Here is a 15,257-nt window from a genome sequence, read left to right as displayed (position 1 = left end):
ATCTACCTCCCCACCAATCCGGTGCGGTTGATCAGGGTGTCGAGCATTTCGTCGACGGCCGTCATCATGCGAGCCGCCCCCTGGTACGCGTGCTGGAACATGAGCAGGTTCACGTTCTCTTCGTCGAGGTCGACCGAGGAGTTGGCGAGTTGTTGGTTGGCGGCCCCCGACGACGTCGAGCTGGCCAGCGCTGCCGATTGCAGCTCGCTCTGCGTGAGCACGCCCGTCTTCGTCACGAAGTCTGACCAGACCGTGCTCGGTGAGACGATGACGTTGCCATCCGGGGCGAATCCGGCGCCCAGCTGTGCGATTGCATCCGCTATCGTGCCGTCATACGCGCCAGAATCCTGTGATGCGCGAACGGCCATATCAGCGGATGCCTTCGGCTCAATACTGAGAGCCTGCGCGGTGGGTGCCCCCGACGCGACGGCGAAGAAGACCTGGCCGTCTTTTCCCGCTTGTGTGAATCCGTCCTTATAAATTTCGTTGACCTTTTTTGCGAGGTCCTGGGCGAACGCATTGTAGGCATCTGCGGCTTCGGCCAAAGCACCACCCGTGGCCAGGGTGTCTTGACTGGCCGGGCCCAGCAATGACAGCGCGCCGGCGATTTCGCCGCCATCTATTGAGACCGGTGTGCGAGCGCTGCCTCTCCACTCAAGCTGTACGGACACGTTGTCCTGCATGACCCGTGCACCAGTGACGTCCAGCTGATGAGCCGTTTCCCCAGAGACGAGCGCGTTACCTCCGACGAGCACGTTCACGGTGCCGTCGGCCTGCTCGGTGACGGTGGCTCCGGTGAGGGCGGCGATCGTAGTGGTGAGGGAGTTGCGCTGGTCGAGCAGTTCGTTGGCCGTACCGCCCGTGGCGAGGCTCTGGCGAATCTGCACGTTGAGCGCGGCGACCTGAGTGGCCGCGCCGTTGAGTTCGGAGACCATATTGTTTAGGTCGGTGCGCACCGAGGTCCACTCGGTCGAGACGGCCCGGTAGCCCTCCGAGATCTGCGTGACCAGCTCGCCGGCAGTTCCGAGCAGCAGCGCGGCGGGGGCGGCCGTATCCGTGCCATTGGAGAGTGTCTGCCAGCCGGCCCAGAATTCGTCGAGCTTGGCGGAGATGCCATTCTCGCCGGGTTCATTCATCGAGTCTTCGACCGAGGCGAGTGCATTCGCACGTACCGCCGTGTAGCCGGCGGTTGCGGCAGTCGCTCGCACCCGCGAGTCGAGTTGGGTGCTGGCGATGCGTTCGATCCCGACCATGGCTACCCCTTCGCCGACCCGGGCGCCCTGCGAAAAGACGCCGGTCGAGGCCGTGGCGCCGAGAGCAGAGGTTGACACGCGCTGCCGGGTGTAGCCATCTGTATTGGCGTTGGCGATGTTCTGCCCGACCACGTTGAGGCCTTGCCGCGCGGCGACGAGGCCGGTGTACGCGGTGTTCAAACCGCCGAACGTGCTCACCGGGTGGTCCAGTCGTGTCGCTGATAGGTCATGAGGTGCCTCACAGGTTGCGGTCGAAGATGCGAGCGGCGGTTTCGGGAGCGGCGTTTGCGCCACTCGCGTCGTAGGTACGGGAGTTGACGTTCAACGTGCTCAGGGTCTCCTGAGTGGAGCGAACCGCTGCACGGATATATCGTTCGTTCGTGTCTCGCAGCGCCCTGATCTGCAGGGTGAGATCGCCCATGGCCTTGAGGTGAGAGGCGAAGATTTCGCCCCACGGGCCGGCCGGGGAGTGTGCAGCGAGTTCACTCAGGGTGGCGTCCTCGGAAGTGCCCCACTGGGTGGCCAGCGCAGCGACTTCGACCGTGCGGCCGAGGCCTGCCTCCCGTACCAACATCAAAACCTGTTCGACTTCCCGTGTGGCGTACTGCAGCCAGCGCGATTTGCCGCCCTGGAGCAGCAACTGCTCCTCTTGGAGTTTGAAGATGAGAAGCTCCAACAGCTCGCGTTCGCGCCACAGCAGCGCAGACAGTTCATTGGCGCCCATGACTACTCCACCCATCATTTTTGGCCTAGGCCAGCGTCACACCGATGCGTGCCGTCCAGTTCATTCGTGACCACTATCGGCCACCCTGTCATGCCGGTTAGAGAATTCACGGTGAAAATAGCGAGCGTGTCCTCTAAAAAGAGGACGAAACTGTGCCATAAATGGGCATTGAATGGTCCCCATTTGCCCATAACTGGGGTAGCTTTGACACTGAGGCCGATGTGCCTTGCGTTGGGGTGATCAGGTCATTTCCCCGCGCTGGAGACACGTGACATGTTTCGGGGGCCGCTGTGAATCGGAAAGACCGTAATGCGCTCGTCGTGGAGAACCTGCCGCTTGTCGGCTACCTGGTATCGGAGGTCTGGGCCAAGGCTCGTCACCTGTCCCGCGACGACCTCGCGTCGGCCGGCGCCCTGGCGCTGATTACATCAGCGGATGCCTTCGATCCCGCTCTCGGAGTTCCCTTCGGTGCCTTCGCCCGCCGCCGCATTATCGGGGCTTTCGCCGACGACATGCGCTCGAGCGACTGGGCCACCCGCTCGGCTCGCCGTCGCATCAAAGAAACCCTCGCCGTGCAGGACACGCTCTCGGCAGCACTAGGGCGCACCCCCCGTGTGAACGAGATCGCTGACGCTCTCGGCGTCGACCGCGACACCGCAGCGGCGGGCCTGGCCGATGCGGCCCGCACCCTGTCAGCCCTCGACGACACAACCGCCGAGTTTCTCGTGGCCGATACCGCCATGCCAGAAGAATCACTGCTCTCCACCGAACGCCTGGTCTACCTGCGCGCAGCGGTCGGCGCCCTGCCCGACAAGATGCGTGCCATCGTCGAACAGATCTATTTCGATGATCGCTCGGTCAAGGACATCGCGACTGAGCTTGGCACCACCCACTCTGCCGTGTCGCAAACGCGTGCCGAAGCGATTCGCCTGCTGCGCGACGGGCTGGTCACGCACTACTCCGACGAGACCGTGGCGGAGTTCAAGCCGGAGTCCCGCATCGCGCCGGCCCGCCGCAGCGCCTACCTGTCCCGCCTCGCCGACCTGGCGAGCGTGGGAATGACCCGCACCGCGCAGGAACCCCAACGTCTCGACACCGCCCGCGCCGCATCCTGACTCTTTCTTGACGCTGCACGTCGGCGCCTGCGGTGGCGCTGCAATCAAGCACGCTCACCAGTAAGCACCACGCACGGTGCTGACAAAACAGTCCCTACGGATTTCTAACCAGCCTCGGGAAGTGGCCGATAGCTCAAAGTGCTGGCCCATGGATGGGCCGGTGTATTCGACCCAATCACGGAGGATTCATCATGGCCATGCAGGTAAACACAAACATTGCGGCGAACAACGCGTACCGCAACCTCGCAACAACACAGAACGACCTGTCGAAGTCGCTGGAAAAGCTCTCCAGTGGTCTCCGTATCAACCGTGCAGCGGATGACGCAGCCGGCCTCGCAATCTCGGAAGGCCTGAAGTCGCAGGTCGGTGGCCTCACCGTCGCCGCCCGCAACGCCCAGGACGCCGTCAGCGTCATCCAGACCGCTGAGGGTTCGCTTAACGAGGTGCAGTCCATTCTGCAGCGCGTTCGTGACCTCGCCGTTCAGGCCGGTAACGACTCGAACAACGCGGACTCACGCCAGGCGATTACGACCGAGGTAGATGCGCTTCGCGAGGAACTGGTTCGTATCAGCGCTTCGACCAACTTCAACGGCACCAAGCTCCTCGCAGGTGGCGCCGACCTCAGCTTCCAGGTCGGAGCGAACGGCGACGCGAGTAGTCAGATCGCCGTCAAACTGAGCACTGCGAACGTCAACACTGTTGTGAACGCGCTTAACGGGAAGGACGCGGCTGGGGCTGCATTGGTCGGCGCCGTTCAGCTCAATGGGTTTACGATCGACACGACAACTCAAGTGTCTGTCGTAATCGGTCAGGGTGGTGGCGTAACCAAGCCCAGCATCGCATTGGCTGCTAACGACAATCAAGCCACAGTCTTGGCAAAGCTTCAGGCTGGCGTGGGCCAGGACTTCACCGTGACATACGATACGACCGCATCAAAGTTCAGCATCGAGTCGAATGACAGCGAACTTACCTCTAAGACTGTCAACGCAATTTCTGTAAGCGGGTCGGCAAATGGCGTTGCAGGCAACGCCGTCGGGGATGTTGCCTTGGACTTCTCGACTGCAGACGGAGCCGCAGCCGCGATCGGCGTATTGGACAAGCAGCTGACAAGCGTCTCGAGCGCCCGTGCAGACCTCGGTGCTTCGCAGAACCGCTTCGAGAGCGTCATCAAGAACCTGGCCGTCTCCAAGGAGAACCTCACCGCTGCCGGTTCGCGTATTCGCGACACCGACATGGCTGAAGAGATGGTCAAGTACACTCGTGCGAACATCCTGTCGCAGGCCGGTACCGCCATGCTCGCGCAGGCGAACCAGAGTAACTCGGGCGTTCTGCAGCTTCTCCAATAACACCCGCTCAACCGCACGACCAGATCGATCCTGATCTGAGCTTGGTGGTGGCCGAGGCGCGTTTTGGATACGCGCCTCGGCAGCCCCAGGCTTTTTTCACACAAGCACGGGCATCTGCTCTGTCAGAATGCACCAGAGCACTAAACCAAGAGAAGGTCACGTAATGTCTCTCGCAGTCGATGGCCTGATCAGCGGCCTGGACACCACTTCGCTCATCAACTCACTGATGACCCTGGAGGCCGGCCCGCAAAATCAGCTGAAGGCCAGGGTTTCCAGCTCCAACGCCCTGGCAACGGCGCTCCAGGGGTTGAACACCTCGATCGCCTCGCTCGCCACGCTCGCCAACAAGAGCGCCACCATCGACTCCCTCGATATCTACGCTGCTACGAGCAGCTCCGCGACGGTGACGACCTCCGCGTCGAGCAACGCCGCCACCGGCTCGCTCGACATTGTCGTCGACCAGCTCGCGCAGGCCCAGTCGGGCGTCACCGCCGCGATGAGCGAAGCTTCGACCGTCGACTACACCCTGGTCGCAAACGACGGTACCGAAACAGCAATCATCGCCGCCACGACCGCGCTCGACGACGTCGTCATGGCCATCAATGCGGCAGAAGCCGGCATCACCGCCACCAAGATCGCCTCCGGCACCGACGCCGCGGGCGTGACGCAGTACCGTCTCCAGCTGGTTGCCGACGAGACCGGCCGGGGCGGCGCCTTCGCGCTGCATGCCGGAACCTCCGCCATGGTGGCCGATGGCACCTCGACCAACATGCTCACGGCACCCGGTGCCGCGCTGATCCGCACCGCCCAAGACGCCTCGGTCACCCTGTGGAAGGGCACCGCCGCTGAGCAGGCGATCACGTCGTCCACCAACACCTTCGCCGACCTGCTGCCGGGCGTTGCGGTCACGGTGTCGGCCGTGTCGGTGGACCCGGTAACGGTGAGGGTGAGTCGTGATGATGCGGCGGTCAGCTCGCTCGCCAAGGGCCTCGTCGATTCACTCAACGGTGTCTTCGCGCTCATCTCGACGAAGTCTGCCGTTGTGAACAGCACCGACAGTACCGGAAAAGCTATCGTCTCGGGCGGCGTGTTCAGCGGCGACAGCACCGTGCGCGATGTCAAGCAGCTCATTCTGAACGCGGCGTCGGCTCCGGTCGACGGCCGCTCACCGAGTGAAATCGGCATCAGCATCACCAAGACCGGCACCTTGGAATTCGATGCCGACAAGTTCGCCACGGCGATGAAGAACGACCCCGAGTTCGTCAAGCTGGTGCTCAGCGAGATCTCCAGTCGCGTCGCCACTGCTGCCACGAGTGCCTCCGACAAGTACGACGGCATGATCACGTCGAAGATCACCGGGCAGGAGTCTCTGGTGAAGAGCCTCGGCACCCAGATCGACAGCTGGGACCTTCGACTGGCATCGCGCCGGTCCACCCTGGAACGCACCTACGCCGCGATGGAAGTGCAGCTCAGCAACATGAACGCTCAGTCGGCCTGGCTCACCGCCCAGGTCAGCGCCCTGACCAGCTCCACCTCGAAATGATGACGATGACCATGAGTGCAGGATCCAACGCCCAGCGTTCGCGCTACAACCGCGACGCGGTGCTCTCAGCCACCCCGGTTCGGCTGCTCACGATGCTCTACGACCGCCTGCTGCTCGATTTGAACCGCGCCGAAGCGGCCCAGCAGCGTCAGGACTGGCAGACAGCGTCAGACAATCTGCTGCACGCCCAAGCAATCGTGTCGGAGTTGAGCACGTCACTCATCGTCGAGGCGTGGGACGGCGGCGAGGGGCTCTTCTCGCTCTATACCTATGTCTCCACCGCTATGGTCAGCGCGAACACCAGCCGCAACCCCGCCCGCACGCACGAGTGCATCGTGCTGCTCGAGCCGCTGCGGCAGACCTGGCACGAAGCGGCTGATCTGCTGCCGGCCACGCCGGCGCCAGCCGCAGGCCGAAGCGGTGAGCTCGGCATTGGCTAAGACCGCCACAACGGATGCCGCCGCTCGCGTCGCATGGGTGGCCGCCCTTGACGCGCTTGAACTCTCGCTTGACGCAGCGGCGCGAACCATGGCGGCGCGAACCACGTCAGGGTCAACCAGCGCGGAGGGGGAACTCGCGTCGGCACTGACGATCTGGACACCGCCGGTCGGCCTCGGCACCCTGCCTGCGGACTTCGCCGTTCGAGCCAGTGATTTGCTCACCAACCAGCAAAAACTCATCATCGAACTCGAACAGGCGCGAAGCGTCACACTGAAACACCTCACGGCCGTACGGTTGGTGCCTTCGGATCGCGACGCGCGGGCATCCGTGTATCTGGATGTTGCCGGGTGAACAACCGCTATCACCCGTAGCGCAACAATCCCAGAGAATGTTCTCCCGAACTGCTTACGCTTCTGTCGGGCTGACCGATAGCAAGTTGTGAGCACGGAGTGCTCACAATCAGGCCACGGATCGGCCGTCGTGTTTTTCGTCGACGAAGCGGGTACGCATGCTTGATTCCGTGACCTCTCTAGCCCTCACTAGTGCATTGGACGGTCTGGCCCTGCGCCAGCGCACGATCGCGAACAACATCGCGAATATCAATACGCCCAACTATCACGCCAAGGTCGTCTCCTTCGAGAACGCTTTGGCCCAGTCAGTCGCCGATGGCAGCGGCCTGGCGGCGGCCACAACCGAGCGCTCACTTGATCCCACCCTGCTGAACGGCAATAACGTCAACCTCGACACCGAGACCCTCGCCAACATCGATGCGTTGTTGCGCTACCAGTTCGCGGCTCGGGCAGTCGAGGGGCCGGCCACGTCAATGCGCGTCGCGATGAAGACCGCCTGATGGTCGACGCCATCGGTATCGCCGGAAGCGGAATGACCCTGCACCGCAAATGGCTCGACGCCATCGCCGACAACCTCGCCAACGCCAATACCGCCACGGCAACCAACGACGCCGCCTTCCAGGAACGCTATATCGTGGCGCAGGAAGGTGTCGGCAACGTCGGAGCCAGCGCGAGCGCCGCATTTGGCGGGGCTGAGGGAACCCTCGTCTACGAGCCGGAGCATCCTTTGGCCGATGCCGACGGTTACGTGCGGTACCCAGAAATCGACCTGGCGAAGCAGATGGGCAACCTCATCATGGCCCAACGTGGCTACCAGGCCAACGCCGCCGTCGTCGACCGGGCCAAGACTGCCTACGAAGCCGCACTACAGATCGGACGTGGCTGATGCCGCTCAGCGCTATCAACGCAACCACCGCCGCAACATCGCTCTCCGGCGTCATGGGCACTTCTGCCACGACGGGCACGCAGCGCATTGATGGCTCCGGCTTCGGCACCGCGCTCTCGGGCGCCGTCGACAACCTGCAGCAGCTGCAAGGAACGTCGAACGCCCTCGCTATTCAGGCCGTGACCGGTGACCTCAATGACATTCACACCGCCACGATTGCGTCTACTCGCGCGCAGGTGACCATGGAACTCGTCGCCGCCGTGCGTAACAAAGGCGTCGACGCGTTCAACGAGATCATGAGGATGCAGGCCTGATGCCCCGGCAGGTCACCAGCGTGTTCAAGCGCTTCGGAAACGCCATTCGCGAGTTCACCATTGCCCAGCGCACAGTCGCCATCATTGGCGTCGCGGTACTCGTACTCGGCATCGCCGCGCTCAGCATGTGGGTGACCAAGCCGGCTTTCACGCCCCTGTTCTCCGGTCTCAGCGGCGAAGACGCCAATAGCATCGTCGAACAGTTGAGGGCTGACGGCGTCGAGTACCAGTTGGCAAATGGCGGCGCCACCATTCTGGTGCCCGAAGCGAACGTCTACGACGAACGCATCAAGGCGGCTTCGGCGGGCCTGCCTACGTCGAGCACCGGGGGATATTCCCTGCTTGACACCATGGGTGTCACGTCGAGCGAGTTTCAGCAGTCGGTAACGTACAAGCGCGCACTCGAGGGAGAACTTGCCAAGACCATCGGTGCGCTCGACGGCGTTCAAATTGCTTCGGTACGGCTGGCGATCCCTGAAGACAGTGTGTTCGTGTCGGAGAAGAACGACCCGACGGCATCCGTTTTCGTTGAAACTGAAAACGGCGTTTCGCTCTCCAACGACCAGGTGCAGGCGATAGTCCACCTGACGAGCGCGTCGATCGACGGCATGGCCGCAGCCGACGTGGCTGTCGTCGACTCGACCGGCGCGGTTCTCTCGGCCGTCGGAATCGGCGCCACGGGGGGTGCGGAGCAACAGGCCTCTGACTACGAATCTCGTGTCGGTAACGCCGTGCAGGCCATGCTCGACAAGGTCGTCGGTGCCGGCAACGCCACCGTCGTCGTTGCTGCCGACATGAGCTATGAATCGGCCGAACGGGTGGAAGAGTCCTTCACCGCCCCGATCGAGACTCCGGCCCTCAACGAATCCGTTGACACGGAAACCTATACGGGAACCGGGGGCAACGCCGCCGGTGTACTCGGGGCAGAGGCAGCCGTCGCGGCCGATGGTGCCTCCGACGGCACGTTCGCGAGCGAGTCGACCACCCGCAACAACGCGGTCAATAAAGTGACCGAGAGCCGAATTATCCCGGCCGGGGCAATCACCCGGCAGACGGTCTCTGTAGCCGTCGACGCGGATGCCGCCGCCAATCTCAACGTGGCGGACATTACCTCCCTCGTCACCTCCGCCGCTGGAATCGACGCCATTCGCGGTGACGCAGTCACCGTCGAGGTCATGGCCTTTGACACCGCCGGTGCCACAGCAGCAGCAGCAGCGCTCCAAGCAGCAGCGGATGCCGCGGCCGCCGAACGGTTCGCCGATATTCTGCGGGTGTCTGTGATTACCGCCGGCATTGTCATCACGCTCGTTGTCAGCCTCATTCTGTACGCACGTCGATCACGGCGCCAGAGCCGGGAATCGGTCGAGATCGGTGACCTGACGCAAGTGCAGGATGCGCTCGGTGAAGTACCGACACCGCTGTCGGTCACCGCGTCACGGGCAACCCTGTTCCTTGACCAGGGCAACGACACCCCGACCAAGATCCTCCCGACCGTGGCGTTCGTGCCCAGCGACACCGACCTCCGTCGTGCAGAAATCGATGCGCTCGCTCAGAGCGACCCGCGGGGCACCGCGGAGTTCCTGCGCGGACTCATGGACGACAGGCAGCCAGCATGAGCGATGTACTCACGGTATTGAGCGGCACCCAGAAGGTGGCCGTCGTGCTCATGAACATGGACCGTCAGCGCGCGACCGAGGTCATGAAAGAGTTCAGCGATATCGAAGCCGAGGTCATCGCGGGCGAGATCGTTCAACTGCGTAACGTCGATCCGGCACTGGCCGAAGCCACGCTGAACGAATTTCACGAAATTAGCCGCAAGGGTCGCCGTCTGTCCAGGGGCGGGCACGACTTCGCGATCGGCCTGCTCGAGGCTTCCTTCGGCGCTGAACGCGCGGCCGGCGTCATGAACCGGGTCGCCACCTCGATGGCCGGCAAGGCTTTCGAGTTTCTAGACCCATCAGAGCCCGGCGACGTACTCACCCTGCTCGATGGCGAAATGCCCCAGACCGTCGCTCTCGTTCTGGCGCACTTGAGGCGAGATCAAGCATCGGCGGTTCTGGCCGGCATGGAGACCAGTTTGCGCACCGACGTAGCCCAATGCATCGCCACGATGGGCAGTGCTACCCCCGAGGCCATCCGCATCGTCACGGACACACTCAAACTGCGCACCGGCAAGATCGTGGCGCGCGCCAGCGCAGAAGTGATCGGCGGTATCCAGCCGCTCGTTGACATCATCAACCGAGCGGATGCCGCCACCGAGCGGGCGCTTCTGGAAAGTCTCGAAGAACGCGACCCGGCCCTCGCGGAAGAGATTCGTTCACGCATGCTCACCTTCGCCGACATCGTCAAGCTCGAAAGCCGGGACGTGCAGCAGGTACTGCGCGGAATCGACACGAATGTGCTGGCCCTGGCGATGAAGGGCAGCACCGACGCCGTCGTCGAGGTCATTCGGGCCAACCTTTCCGAGCGCAACCGCGATGTGCTCGACGACGAGACCACGAGCCTTGGTCCGGTGCGCATGCGCCAAGTCGAAGACGCCCGCGCCGAAATCGTGCGCGCTATTCGCGATATGGAAGCGCAGGGGAGTATCACGGTGCAGCGCGGTGCCGAGGACGAATATGTCAACTGACACTGGGTTCGGTCGGATGGCCTTTCCGCGTCTGCACGACGAAGAACAGGACCGTGCCGCCGAGCAGTCGCGCGCAGTAGGCCACGCCGCCGGCTATACCGAAGGGCTGCGCTTGGCCGCAGGGGATGTTGCGCGCCGCGCCGAAGAGATCAACGCCGAACATGCCGAAAATGAACGCTACTTCGAAACGCAGATCGACCACGCGGTGCGTTTGCTCGTCGCCGCCGCCCGGGCCCTCGACGAACGCAGCATCCCACTGATTCAGCAGGCGGAATCCACTCTCGTGAATACGTCGCTCGAACTGGCCGAAGCCATTCTGGGCTGCGAACTCAGCCACACCGAGCCGTCGGCTCGCCGGGCTTTGGAACGCGCTCTGTACCAGCCCGACCAACTCGATCGCAGCGAGGTCCACAGCATTCGCATGCACCCGGAGGACCTGGTCGTGCTGCACGCGCAGACGCGGACGCTGGAGAGCATCCGCTTCGTCGCCGATTCCGAGCTCAAGCGCGGAGACGCCATCACGGAATTCAGTGACGGGTTTCTCGACGCACGCATCAGCACGGCGTTCGCCCGCGCGAAGGCCGCCCTTGCCGAGGTCGAAGCATGATCACAGCCTGGCGCCCACGCACCGCACGGCTCGCACAAGCGATCGAAGCCGGCCGCCCAGAGCGGGTCGGTATCGTGTCGTCCATCGTCGGGCTCGGCGTGGAGGTGCGTGGCCTGCGCTCGGCAATCGGCGACATTGTCACTCTTGACGCCCGTCCAGGCCACGAAGGAATCGATGCCGAGGTCGTCGCCACGACCCAGACCAGCATTCGGTGTATGCCGCTCGGCCGTATCATCGGGTTGCAGGCGGGGGCCCGGGTGCGATCAGCCGGTTCGTCCCTGCTCGTGCCTACCGGTCGCGGCCTGTTCGGGCGCGTCATCGACGGTCTCGGCCGCCCGATCGACGGCAAGGGGCCGCTCGATTCCGACGGTGCCGTTTTACTCGAACATGACAGCCCGTCGGCCATGCACCGGGCACGTATCATGACCCCGCTGCACCTGGGCGTGCGCGTTCTCGACACGCTCACGACGGTCGGGCGTGGCCAGCGCATGGGGCTGTTCGCTGGTTCCGGCGTGGGGAAGTCGTCATTATTGTCGATGATTGCCCGGGGAACGGATGCGCAGGTATCGGTCATCGCGCTGGTGGGGGAGCGCGGGCGTGAGGTACGGGAGTTTCTCGAAGACGACCTGGGCCCGGAAGGCCTGGCTCGTTCCATCGTCGTGGTCTCCACCTCGGACGAACCCGCAATGATGCGGTTGCGCGCCGCGTTCACCGCGACCCGCATCGCCGAATCGTTTCGCGATCAGGGCGCCGACGTCATGCTCATGATGGACTCGCTTACCCGCGTCGCCATGGCCCAGCGCGAAATCGGCCTCTCCGTCGGCGAACCGCCGGCTACCCGCGGCTATCCACCGTCGACGTTCTCGGTGCTTGCCCGACTCCTCGAACGCGCCGGAACCGGGGAAACGGGCTCGATCACGGGAATTTACACCGTGCTCGTCGACGGCGATGACCACAACGAACCGATCGCAGACGCGGCGCGGTCTATTCTCGACGGTCACGTCGTGCTCGACCGTAAGCTCGCCATCACCGGCCATTTTCCGTCGGTCGATGTGCTCGCCTCCATTTCTCGCGTTGCCGCGCGGGTGAACAGTCCGGAACGAAACGCGATCGCGACGGCCCTGCGCACGGTGATGGCGGCCCGTCAGGGCGCGCAGGACCTGCTCGACGTCGGAGCGTATCGGGCCGGCACCAACCCAATGGTCGATGCGGCCGTTGAGAACGACTCGGCCATCAAAGCTTTTCTTCAGCAGCGGATGAACGACCAGACTCCCAGCGAGCAGGCCTGGGCCGAACTCACCCGACTGACCCGTGCGTTTGGAGCTGTCGCATGAGCCGCCTCTTTCCTCTCGCCGGACTGCTGCGCCTGCGCAAGCTGCAGCAGGACCAGTCTGCCCTCGACCTGGCCGAAGCGAACGCGCGGGTGGCGGCGAGCGAGGCCCGCCATGGGCGCGCCCGCACCGCACTCGGCGCCCTCGGCAATTCCCCGCAGACCATTGCCGCACTCAACGCCATGGCCGCAGCACGGTCCTCATCGCGCAGCATGCTGGCCGAGCTTGAAGCCGTTAGCCGCAACCACCAGGAGAGCCTGGATTCGGCCCAGAAAACGTTCAACGCGGCCAGGGCCGAGTCGGTCGCGCTCGAAAAACTGCACGAGCGGCACGCTGCCGCCCTGCTGGCGCAAGACCTGCACGCGGAGCAGACCGTGCTCGACGAAATTGCCGGGGCACGCTGGCATCGCTCACATACCGCCACGAGCGATACCACCACAAGGAACGAGGAGGAGACACCATGACGATGATCGCGGCCATGGGGCGAATCAGCCAGATCCAGGCCACTCTGCAGCAGCTCTCCGGTGCGCCTGCAGACCGGGTAACGACAACGGCCGCAGCGGCGACGACCGCTGCGGCGTCCGCCTCGGCTGGGAGCTTTGCCGCGACTCTCGCGGCGGCACTCGGCACCGCCGGCACCACCGCAACCAGCGCGACCGGATCGGGCACGGGCGCAACCGTCACCGACGTGGTCGCCTCCGCGGAGAAGTACCTTGGGGTGCCCTACGTGTTCGGTGGTGAAGATTCGAGCGGAATGGACTGCTCCGGACTCGTGCAGACCGTCTATGCCGATATCGGAATAGAACTGCCGCGACTCGTGTCGGGGCAGATGAAGATGGGAACCGAGGTCGCTTCCCTTGCCGAAGCCCAGCCTGGCGACCTCATCGTCACTGGCGGTGGCGACCACATTCTTATCTACGCCGGCGATAACAAAGTCATTCATGCGCCGTATCCAGGCCGTACCGTTTGCCTGCGCGAGGCATATATGACGGATGCCGACATCACCACCATCCGCCGGATCATTCCGACCGACACCGCTGTCACGGGCGCCGGCTCTGCCGACAGGCTCAACGCTGCTTTTGCCGCTTTCGCCCAGCAGAACTCAACAACTACGGGAAGCGCACTATGAGTCTCACTCTCGGTCAATTTCGGATAGCTGCAGCGCCGCCCGTGCCCTCTGCTCCGCGCGAGACGAAGTCGGTTTCGCCGGGCGCCGACTCCTTCGGGGCGATCATGGATGACACCCTTGCGGCGGACCTTGACGCTTCTTCGGCTCCGGTGTCGACGGAGCCGCCGGTGTCGACGCAGCCGACGGGGGGTCATGCTGCGGATTCCACAAACGGTTCGACGACGTCGTTGTCCGTAGTGCACCCTGATCCTGTCGCAGCAGATGCAACCATTCCACTGGTCCCGGCGTCGTTCCCGGCGGCTTTTGCGTGGGTCAACACGGCCGCAGTGGTAGCCGACGGTACTGGCCATTCGGTAACCTCCGCTTTCGGTGCCAACTGGAGCGCACTCGATGCGGCGGCACCTCTCACGGCGGCCGTTGCGGCACTGGCCGCAACGGCAGGTACCTTCGGTGTCACGGCGGGTTCAGCGGCCTCGATTGCTTCGGCCGCCGTGGCAACGATCCCCGCACTGCGTACCCCCGACCCAGCAGCGAGAACTATCGCTGTTGTACTCCCCACCGGCGATGCGGGCGCAGCAGACCCGACCACCACGACGTTCGCCTCCGTCGTCGCCGCAGCTTCGACCGCTGCGGCTCAAGCGGCGCCGGCCTCGGGCCGCGCCACCGTCCCGGCTGATGCCGGGGCTGATGCCCTACCCACGGCGTTCGCCACGGCCGATGCCGCGGCTGATGTCACAGCATCTGTCACAGCAACTGTGGCAACGCCGACGACTCCGCCGTCCGCCTCAGCAATCGCCGGAGTGGTAACTGCGTCACGTGTCCCGGCAACTGCGGTAAACGTCCCGGTAACTGCGGTAGACATCCCGGCAACTGCGGCAGGTGTCCCGGCATTGGTTGATGGGGTGCAAGCCGGTGCGGTGAGAAACACTGCCACGCTGAACACCGCGGTGACCATCGCGGGGGCGTCTGGCTTCGCGGTGCCCGACTCCGTACGGCTGACCGGGCGAGGCGCCGTTGCCGACGCCGTCGCGCACTCGGCATCATCGACTTCATCAGCGCCCGCGGCATCCGCCCTGCCCACTGCTGGGCCCATCGGGTTGCCGGCCGTGGTGTCGACCCCCACAACTGCTGTAGTGGCTGCGCCCGCTTTGGTCAACGCCATGCCGCTCACCGCCCAGATCATGAAGCCACTGTTCTCGCTCGCCACTGCGGCTCCCGGCGAGCACGTGCTGACCATCAGCGTGTCGCCCGACAATCTGGGACCGGTCACCGTGCGGGCGCATGTGACGGGGGAGGGTATTCGGGTGGAGCTGTTCGCTCCTACAGACCTGGCCCGCGACGCCCTGCGCGTAATTTTGCCCGACCTACGTCGTGACCTCGCCGGTTCCGGGCTGAGCGCCCAGCTCAACCTGTCGTCCGACAGCCAGGCCGGCGATCCGAGCGCTACCCGTCAGCCGCGCTCCGAGGCTGACGGACGCAATAGCGACGCTCGGAGCCCAGACGGCCGAGCACCGGATATTCCGCGCGAGCAACGACCACCCCAATTCGGATCTACCCACACCATTGACGTACTGGCTTAGAAGGAGAAA

At 64.1% G+C, this 15,257-nt stretch carries 17 protein-coding genes; 15 read left to right on the top strand and 2 right to left on the bottom strand.

The features are described 5' to 3' along the window. Positions 1–2: 2 nt before the first annotated feature. Complete coding sequence (gene flgK / locus CXY72_RS15085; protein WP_104128478.1) at positions 3–1,451, bottom strand: flagellar hook-associated protein FlgK; 1,449 nt, start codon at positions 1,449–1,451, stop codon at positions 3–5. A gap of 40 nt (positions 1,452–1,491) precedes the next feature. Beyond that, complete coding sequence (locus tag CXY72_RS15080) at positions 1,492–1,977, bottom strand: flagellar protein FlgN (protein WP_104128477.1); 486 nt, start codon at positions 1,975–1,977, stop codon at positions 1,492–1,494. A 290-nt stretch (positions 1,978–2,267) separates the two neighbouring features. On the opposite strand from CXY72_RS15080, the gene CXY72_RS15075 reads away from it, so the two are divergent. The 15 genes from CXY72_RS15075 (at position 2,268) to CXY72_RS15005 (ending at position 15,248) form a co-directional block, all read left to right on the top strand. After that, positions 2,268–3,092 carry a sigma-70 family RNA polymerase sigma factor gene (locus CXY72_RS15075; protein WP_104128476.1) on the top strand — a complete coding sequence of 275 codons (825 nt, stop codon included), beginning with the start codon at positions 2,268–2,270 and terminating at the stop codon, positions 3,090–3,092. Positions 3,093–3,283: 191 nt separating this feature from the next. Next, positions 3,284–4,438 carry a flagellin gene (locus CXY72_RS15070; protein ID WP_104128475.1) on the top strand — a complete coding sequence of 385 codons (1,155 nt, stop codon included), beginning with the start codon at positions 3,284–3,286 and terminating at the stop codon, positions 4,436–4,438. Between the two features lie 163 nt (positions 4,439–4,601). Beyond that, the gene (gene fliD, locus CXY72_RS15065; protein ID WP_104128474.1) at positions 4,602–5,981 is read left to right on the top strand and encodes a flagellar filament capping protein FliD; all 1,380 of its coding nucleotides are present in this window, start codon (positions 4,602–4,604) and stop codon (positions 5,979–5,981) included. Between the two features lie 5 nt (positions 5,982–5,986). Then, positions 5,987–6,421 (top strand): flagellar export chaperone FliS, encoded by a 435-nt coding sequence (gene fliS / locus CXY72_RS15060; protein ID WP_104128606.1) that lies wholly within the window; start codon positions 5,987–5,989, stop codon positions 6,419–6,421. After that, the gene (locus CXY72_RS15055) at positions 6,414–6,773 is read left to right on the top strand and encodes a hypothetical protein (protein ID WP_158252596.1); all 360 of its coding nucleotides are present in this window, start codon (positions 6,414–6,416) and stop codon (positions 6,771–6,773) included. Before fliS ends, CXY72_RS15055 begins: the two co-directional genes overlap by 8 nt. A 157-nt stretch (positions 6,774–6,930) precedes the next feature. After that, positions 6,931–7,272, top strand: a complete 342-nt coding sequence (locus CXY72_RS15050) for a flagellar basal body protein (RefSeq protein WP_104128472.1) — start codon at positions 6,931–6,933, stop codon at positions 7,270–7,272. Next, positions 7,269–7,658 (top strand): flagellar basal body rod protein FlgC, encoded by a 390-nt coding sequence (locus CXY72_RS15045; RefSeq protein ID WP_104128471.1) that lies wholly within the window; start codon positions 7,269–7,271, stop codon positions 7,656–7,658. Before CXY72_RS15050 ends, CXY72_RS15045 begins: the two co-directional genes overlap by 4 nt. After that, a complete protein-coding gene (gene fliE, locus CXY72_RS15040) occupies positions 7,658–7,972 on the top strand; it encodes a flagellar hook-basal body complex protein FliE (RefSeq protein ID WP_104128470.1) in 315 nt (104 codons plus the stop codon). The genes CXY72_RS15045 and fliE overlap by 1 nt, the downstream gene beginning before the upstream one ends. Continuing rightward, positions 7,972–9,588 (top strand): flagellar basal-body MS-ring/collar protein FliF, encoded by a 1,617-nt coding sequence (gene fliF, locus CXY72_RS15035; protein ID WP_104128469.1) that lies wholly within the window; start codon positions 7,972–7,974, stop codon positions 9,586–9,588. Before fliE ends, fliF begins: the two co-directional genes overlap by 1 nt. Further along, positions 9,585–10,601 carry a flagellar motor switch protein FliG gene (gene fliG / locus CXY72_RS15030; protein WP_104128468.1) on the top strand — a complete coding sequence of 339 codons (1,017 nt, stop codon included), beginning with the start codon at positions 9,585–9,587 and terminating at the stop codon, positions 10,599–10,601. Before fliF ends, fliG begins: the two co-directional genes overlap by 4 nt. After that, positions 10,591–11,208, top strand: a complete 618-nt coding sequence (locus tag CXY72_RS15025; protein WP_104128467.1) for a FliH/SctL family protein — start codon at positions 10,591–10,593, stop codon at positions 11,206–11,208. Before fliG ends, CXY72_RS15025 begins: the two co-directional genes overlap by 11 nt. Continuing rightward, complete coding sequence (locus tag CXY72_RS15020) at positions 11,205–12,542, top strand: FliI/YscN family ATPase (RefSeq protein ID WP_104128466.1); 1,338 nt, start codon at positions 11,205–11,207, stop codon at positions 12,540–12,542. Before CXY72_RS15025 ends, CXY72_RS15020 begins: the two co-directional genes overlap by 4 nt. Next, positions 12,539–13,003: a flagellar export protein FliJ gene (locus CXY72_RS15015; RefSeq protein ID WP_104128465.1), complete on the top strand. Its 465-nt coding sequence runs from the start codon at positions 12,539–12,541 to the stop codon at positions 13,001–13,003. The genes CXY72_RS15020 and CXY72_RS15015 overlap by 4 nt, the downstream gene beginning before the upstream one ends. Further along, on the top strand, positions 13,000–13,668 hold the full coding sequence (locus tag CXY72_RS15010; protein WP_104128464.1) for a C40 family peptidase: 669 nt from the start codon (positions 13,000–13,002) through the stop codon (positions 13,666–13,668). Before CXY72_RS15015 ends, CXY72_RS15010 begins: the two co-directional genes overlap by 4 nt. Further along, the gene (locus CXY72_RS15005; protein ID WP_104128463.1) at positions 13,665–15,248 is read left to right on the top strand and encodes a flagellar hook-length control protein FliK; all 1,584 of its coding nucleotides are present in this window, start codon (positions 13,665–13,667) and stop codon (positions 15,246–15,248) included. Before CXY72_RS15010 ends, CXY72_RS15005 begins: the two co-directional genes overlap by 4 nt. Positions 15,249–15,257: the final 9 nt, after the last annotated feature.

It is taken from the genome of Cryobacterium sp. Y57 (genome assembly GCF_002929505.1).
Taxonomy (GTDB): Bacteria; Actinomycetota; Actinomycetes; order Actinomycetales; family Microbacteriaceae; genus Cryobacterium.
This window is presented reverse-complemented; position numbering and strand designations above follow the sequence as displayed.

Bases quoted from the DNA above. Each gene is read 5' to 3' on its own strand.
- fliG (WP_104128468.1), top strand. From the start codon at position 9,585: ATGAGCGATGTACTCACGGTATTGAGCGGCACCCAGAAGGTGGCCGTC.
- CXY72_RS15050 (WP_104128472.1), top strand. From the start codon at position 6,931: ATGCTTGATTCCGTGACCTCTCTAGCCCTCACTAGTGCATTGGACGGT.
- CXY72_RS15070 (WP_104128475.1), top strand. From the start codon at position 3,284: ATGGCCATGCAGGTAAACACAAACATTGCGGCGAACAACGCGTACCGC.
- CXY72_RS15010 (WP_104128464.1), top strand. From the start codon at position 13,000: ATGACGATGATCGCGGCCATGGGGCGAATCAGCCAGATCCAGGCCACT.
- fliE (WP_104128470.1), top strand. From the start codon at position 7,658: ATGCCGCTCAGCGCTATCAACGCAACCACCGCCGCAACATCGCTCTCC.
- CXY72_RS15020 (WP_104128466.1), top strand. From the start codon at position 11,205: ATGATCACAGCCTGGCGCCCACGCACCGCACGGCTCGCACAAGCGATC.
- fliF (WP_104128469.1), top strand. From the start codon at position 7,972: ATGCCCCGGCAGGTCACCAGCGTGTTCAAGCGCTTCGGAAACGCCATT.
- CXY72_RS15005 (WP_104128463.1), top strand. From the start codon at position 13,665: ATGAGTCTCACTCTCGGTCAATTTCGGATAGCTGCAGCGCCGCCCGTG.
- fliD (WP_104128474.1), top strand. From the start codon at position 4,602: ATGTCTCTCGCAGTCGATGGCCTGATCAGCGGCCTGGACACCACTTCG.
- CXY72_RS15015 (WP_104128465.1), top strand. From the start codon at position 12,539: ATGAGCCGCCTCTTTCCTCTCGCCGGACTGCTGCGCCTGCGCAAGCTG.
- CXY72_RS15080 (WP_104128477.1), bottom strand. From the start codon at position 1,977: ATGGGCGCCAATGAACTGTCTGCGCTGCTGTGGCGCGAACGCGAGCTG.
- fliS (WP_104128606.1), top strand. From the start codon at position 5,987: ATGACCATGAGTGCAGGATCCAACGCCCAGCGTTCGCGCTACAACCGC.
- CXY72_RS15025 (WP_104128467.1), top strand. From the start codon at position 10,591: ATGTCAACTGACACTGGGTTCGGTCGGATGGCCTTTCCGCGTCTGCAC.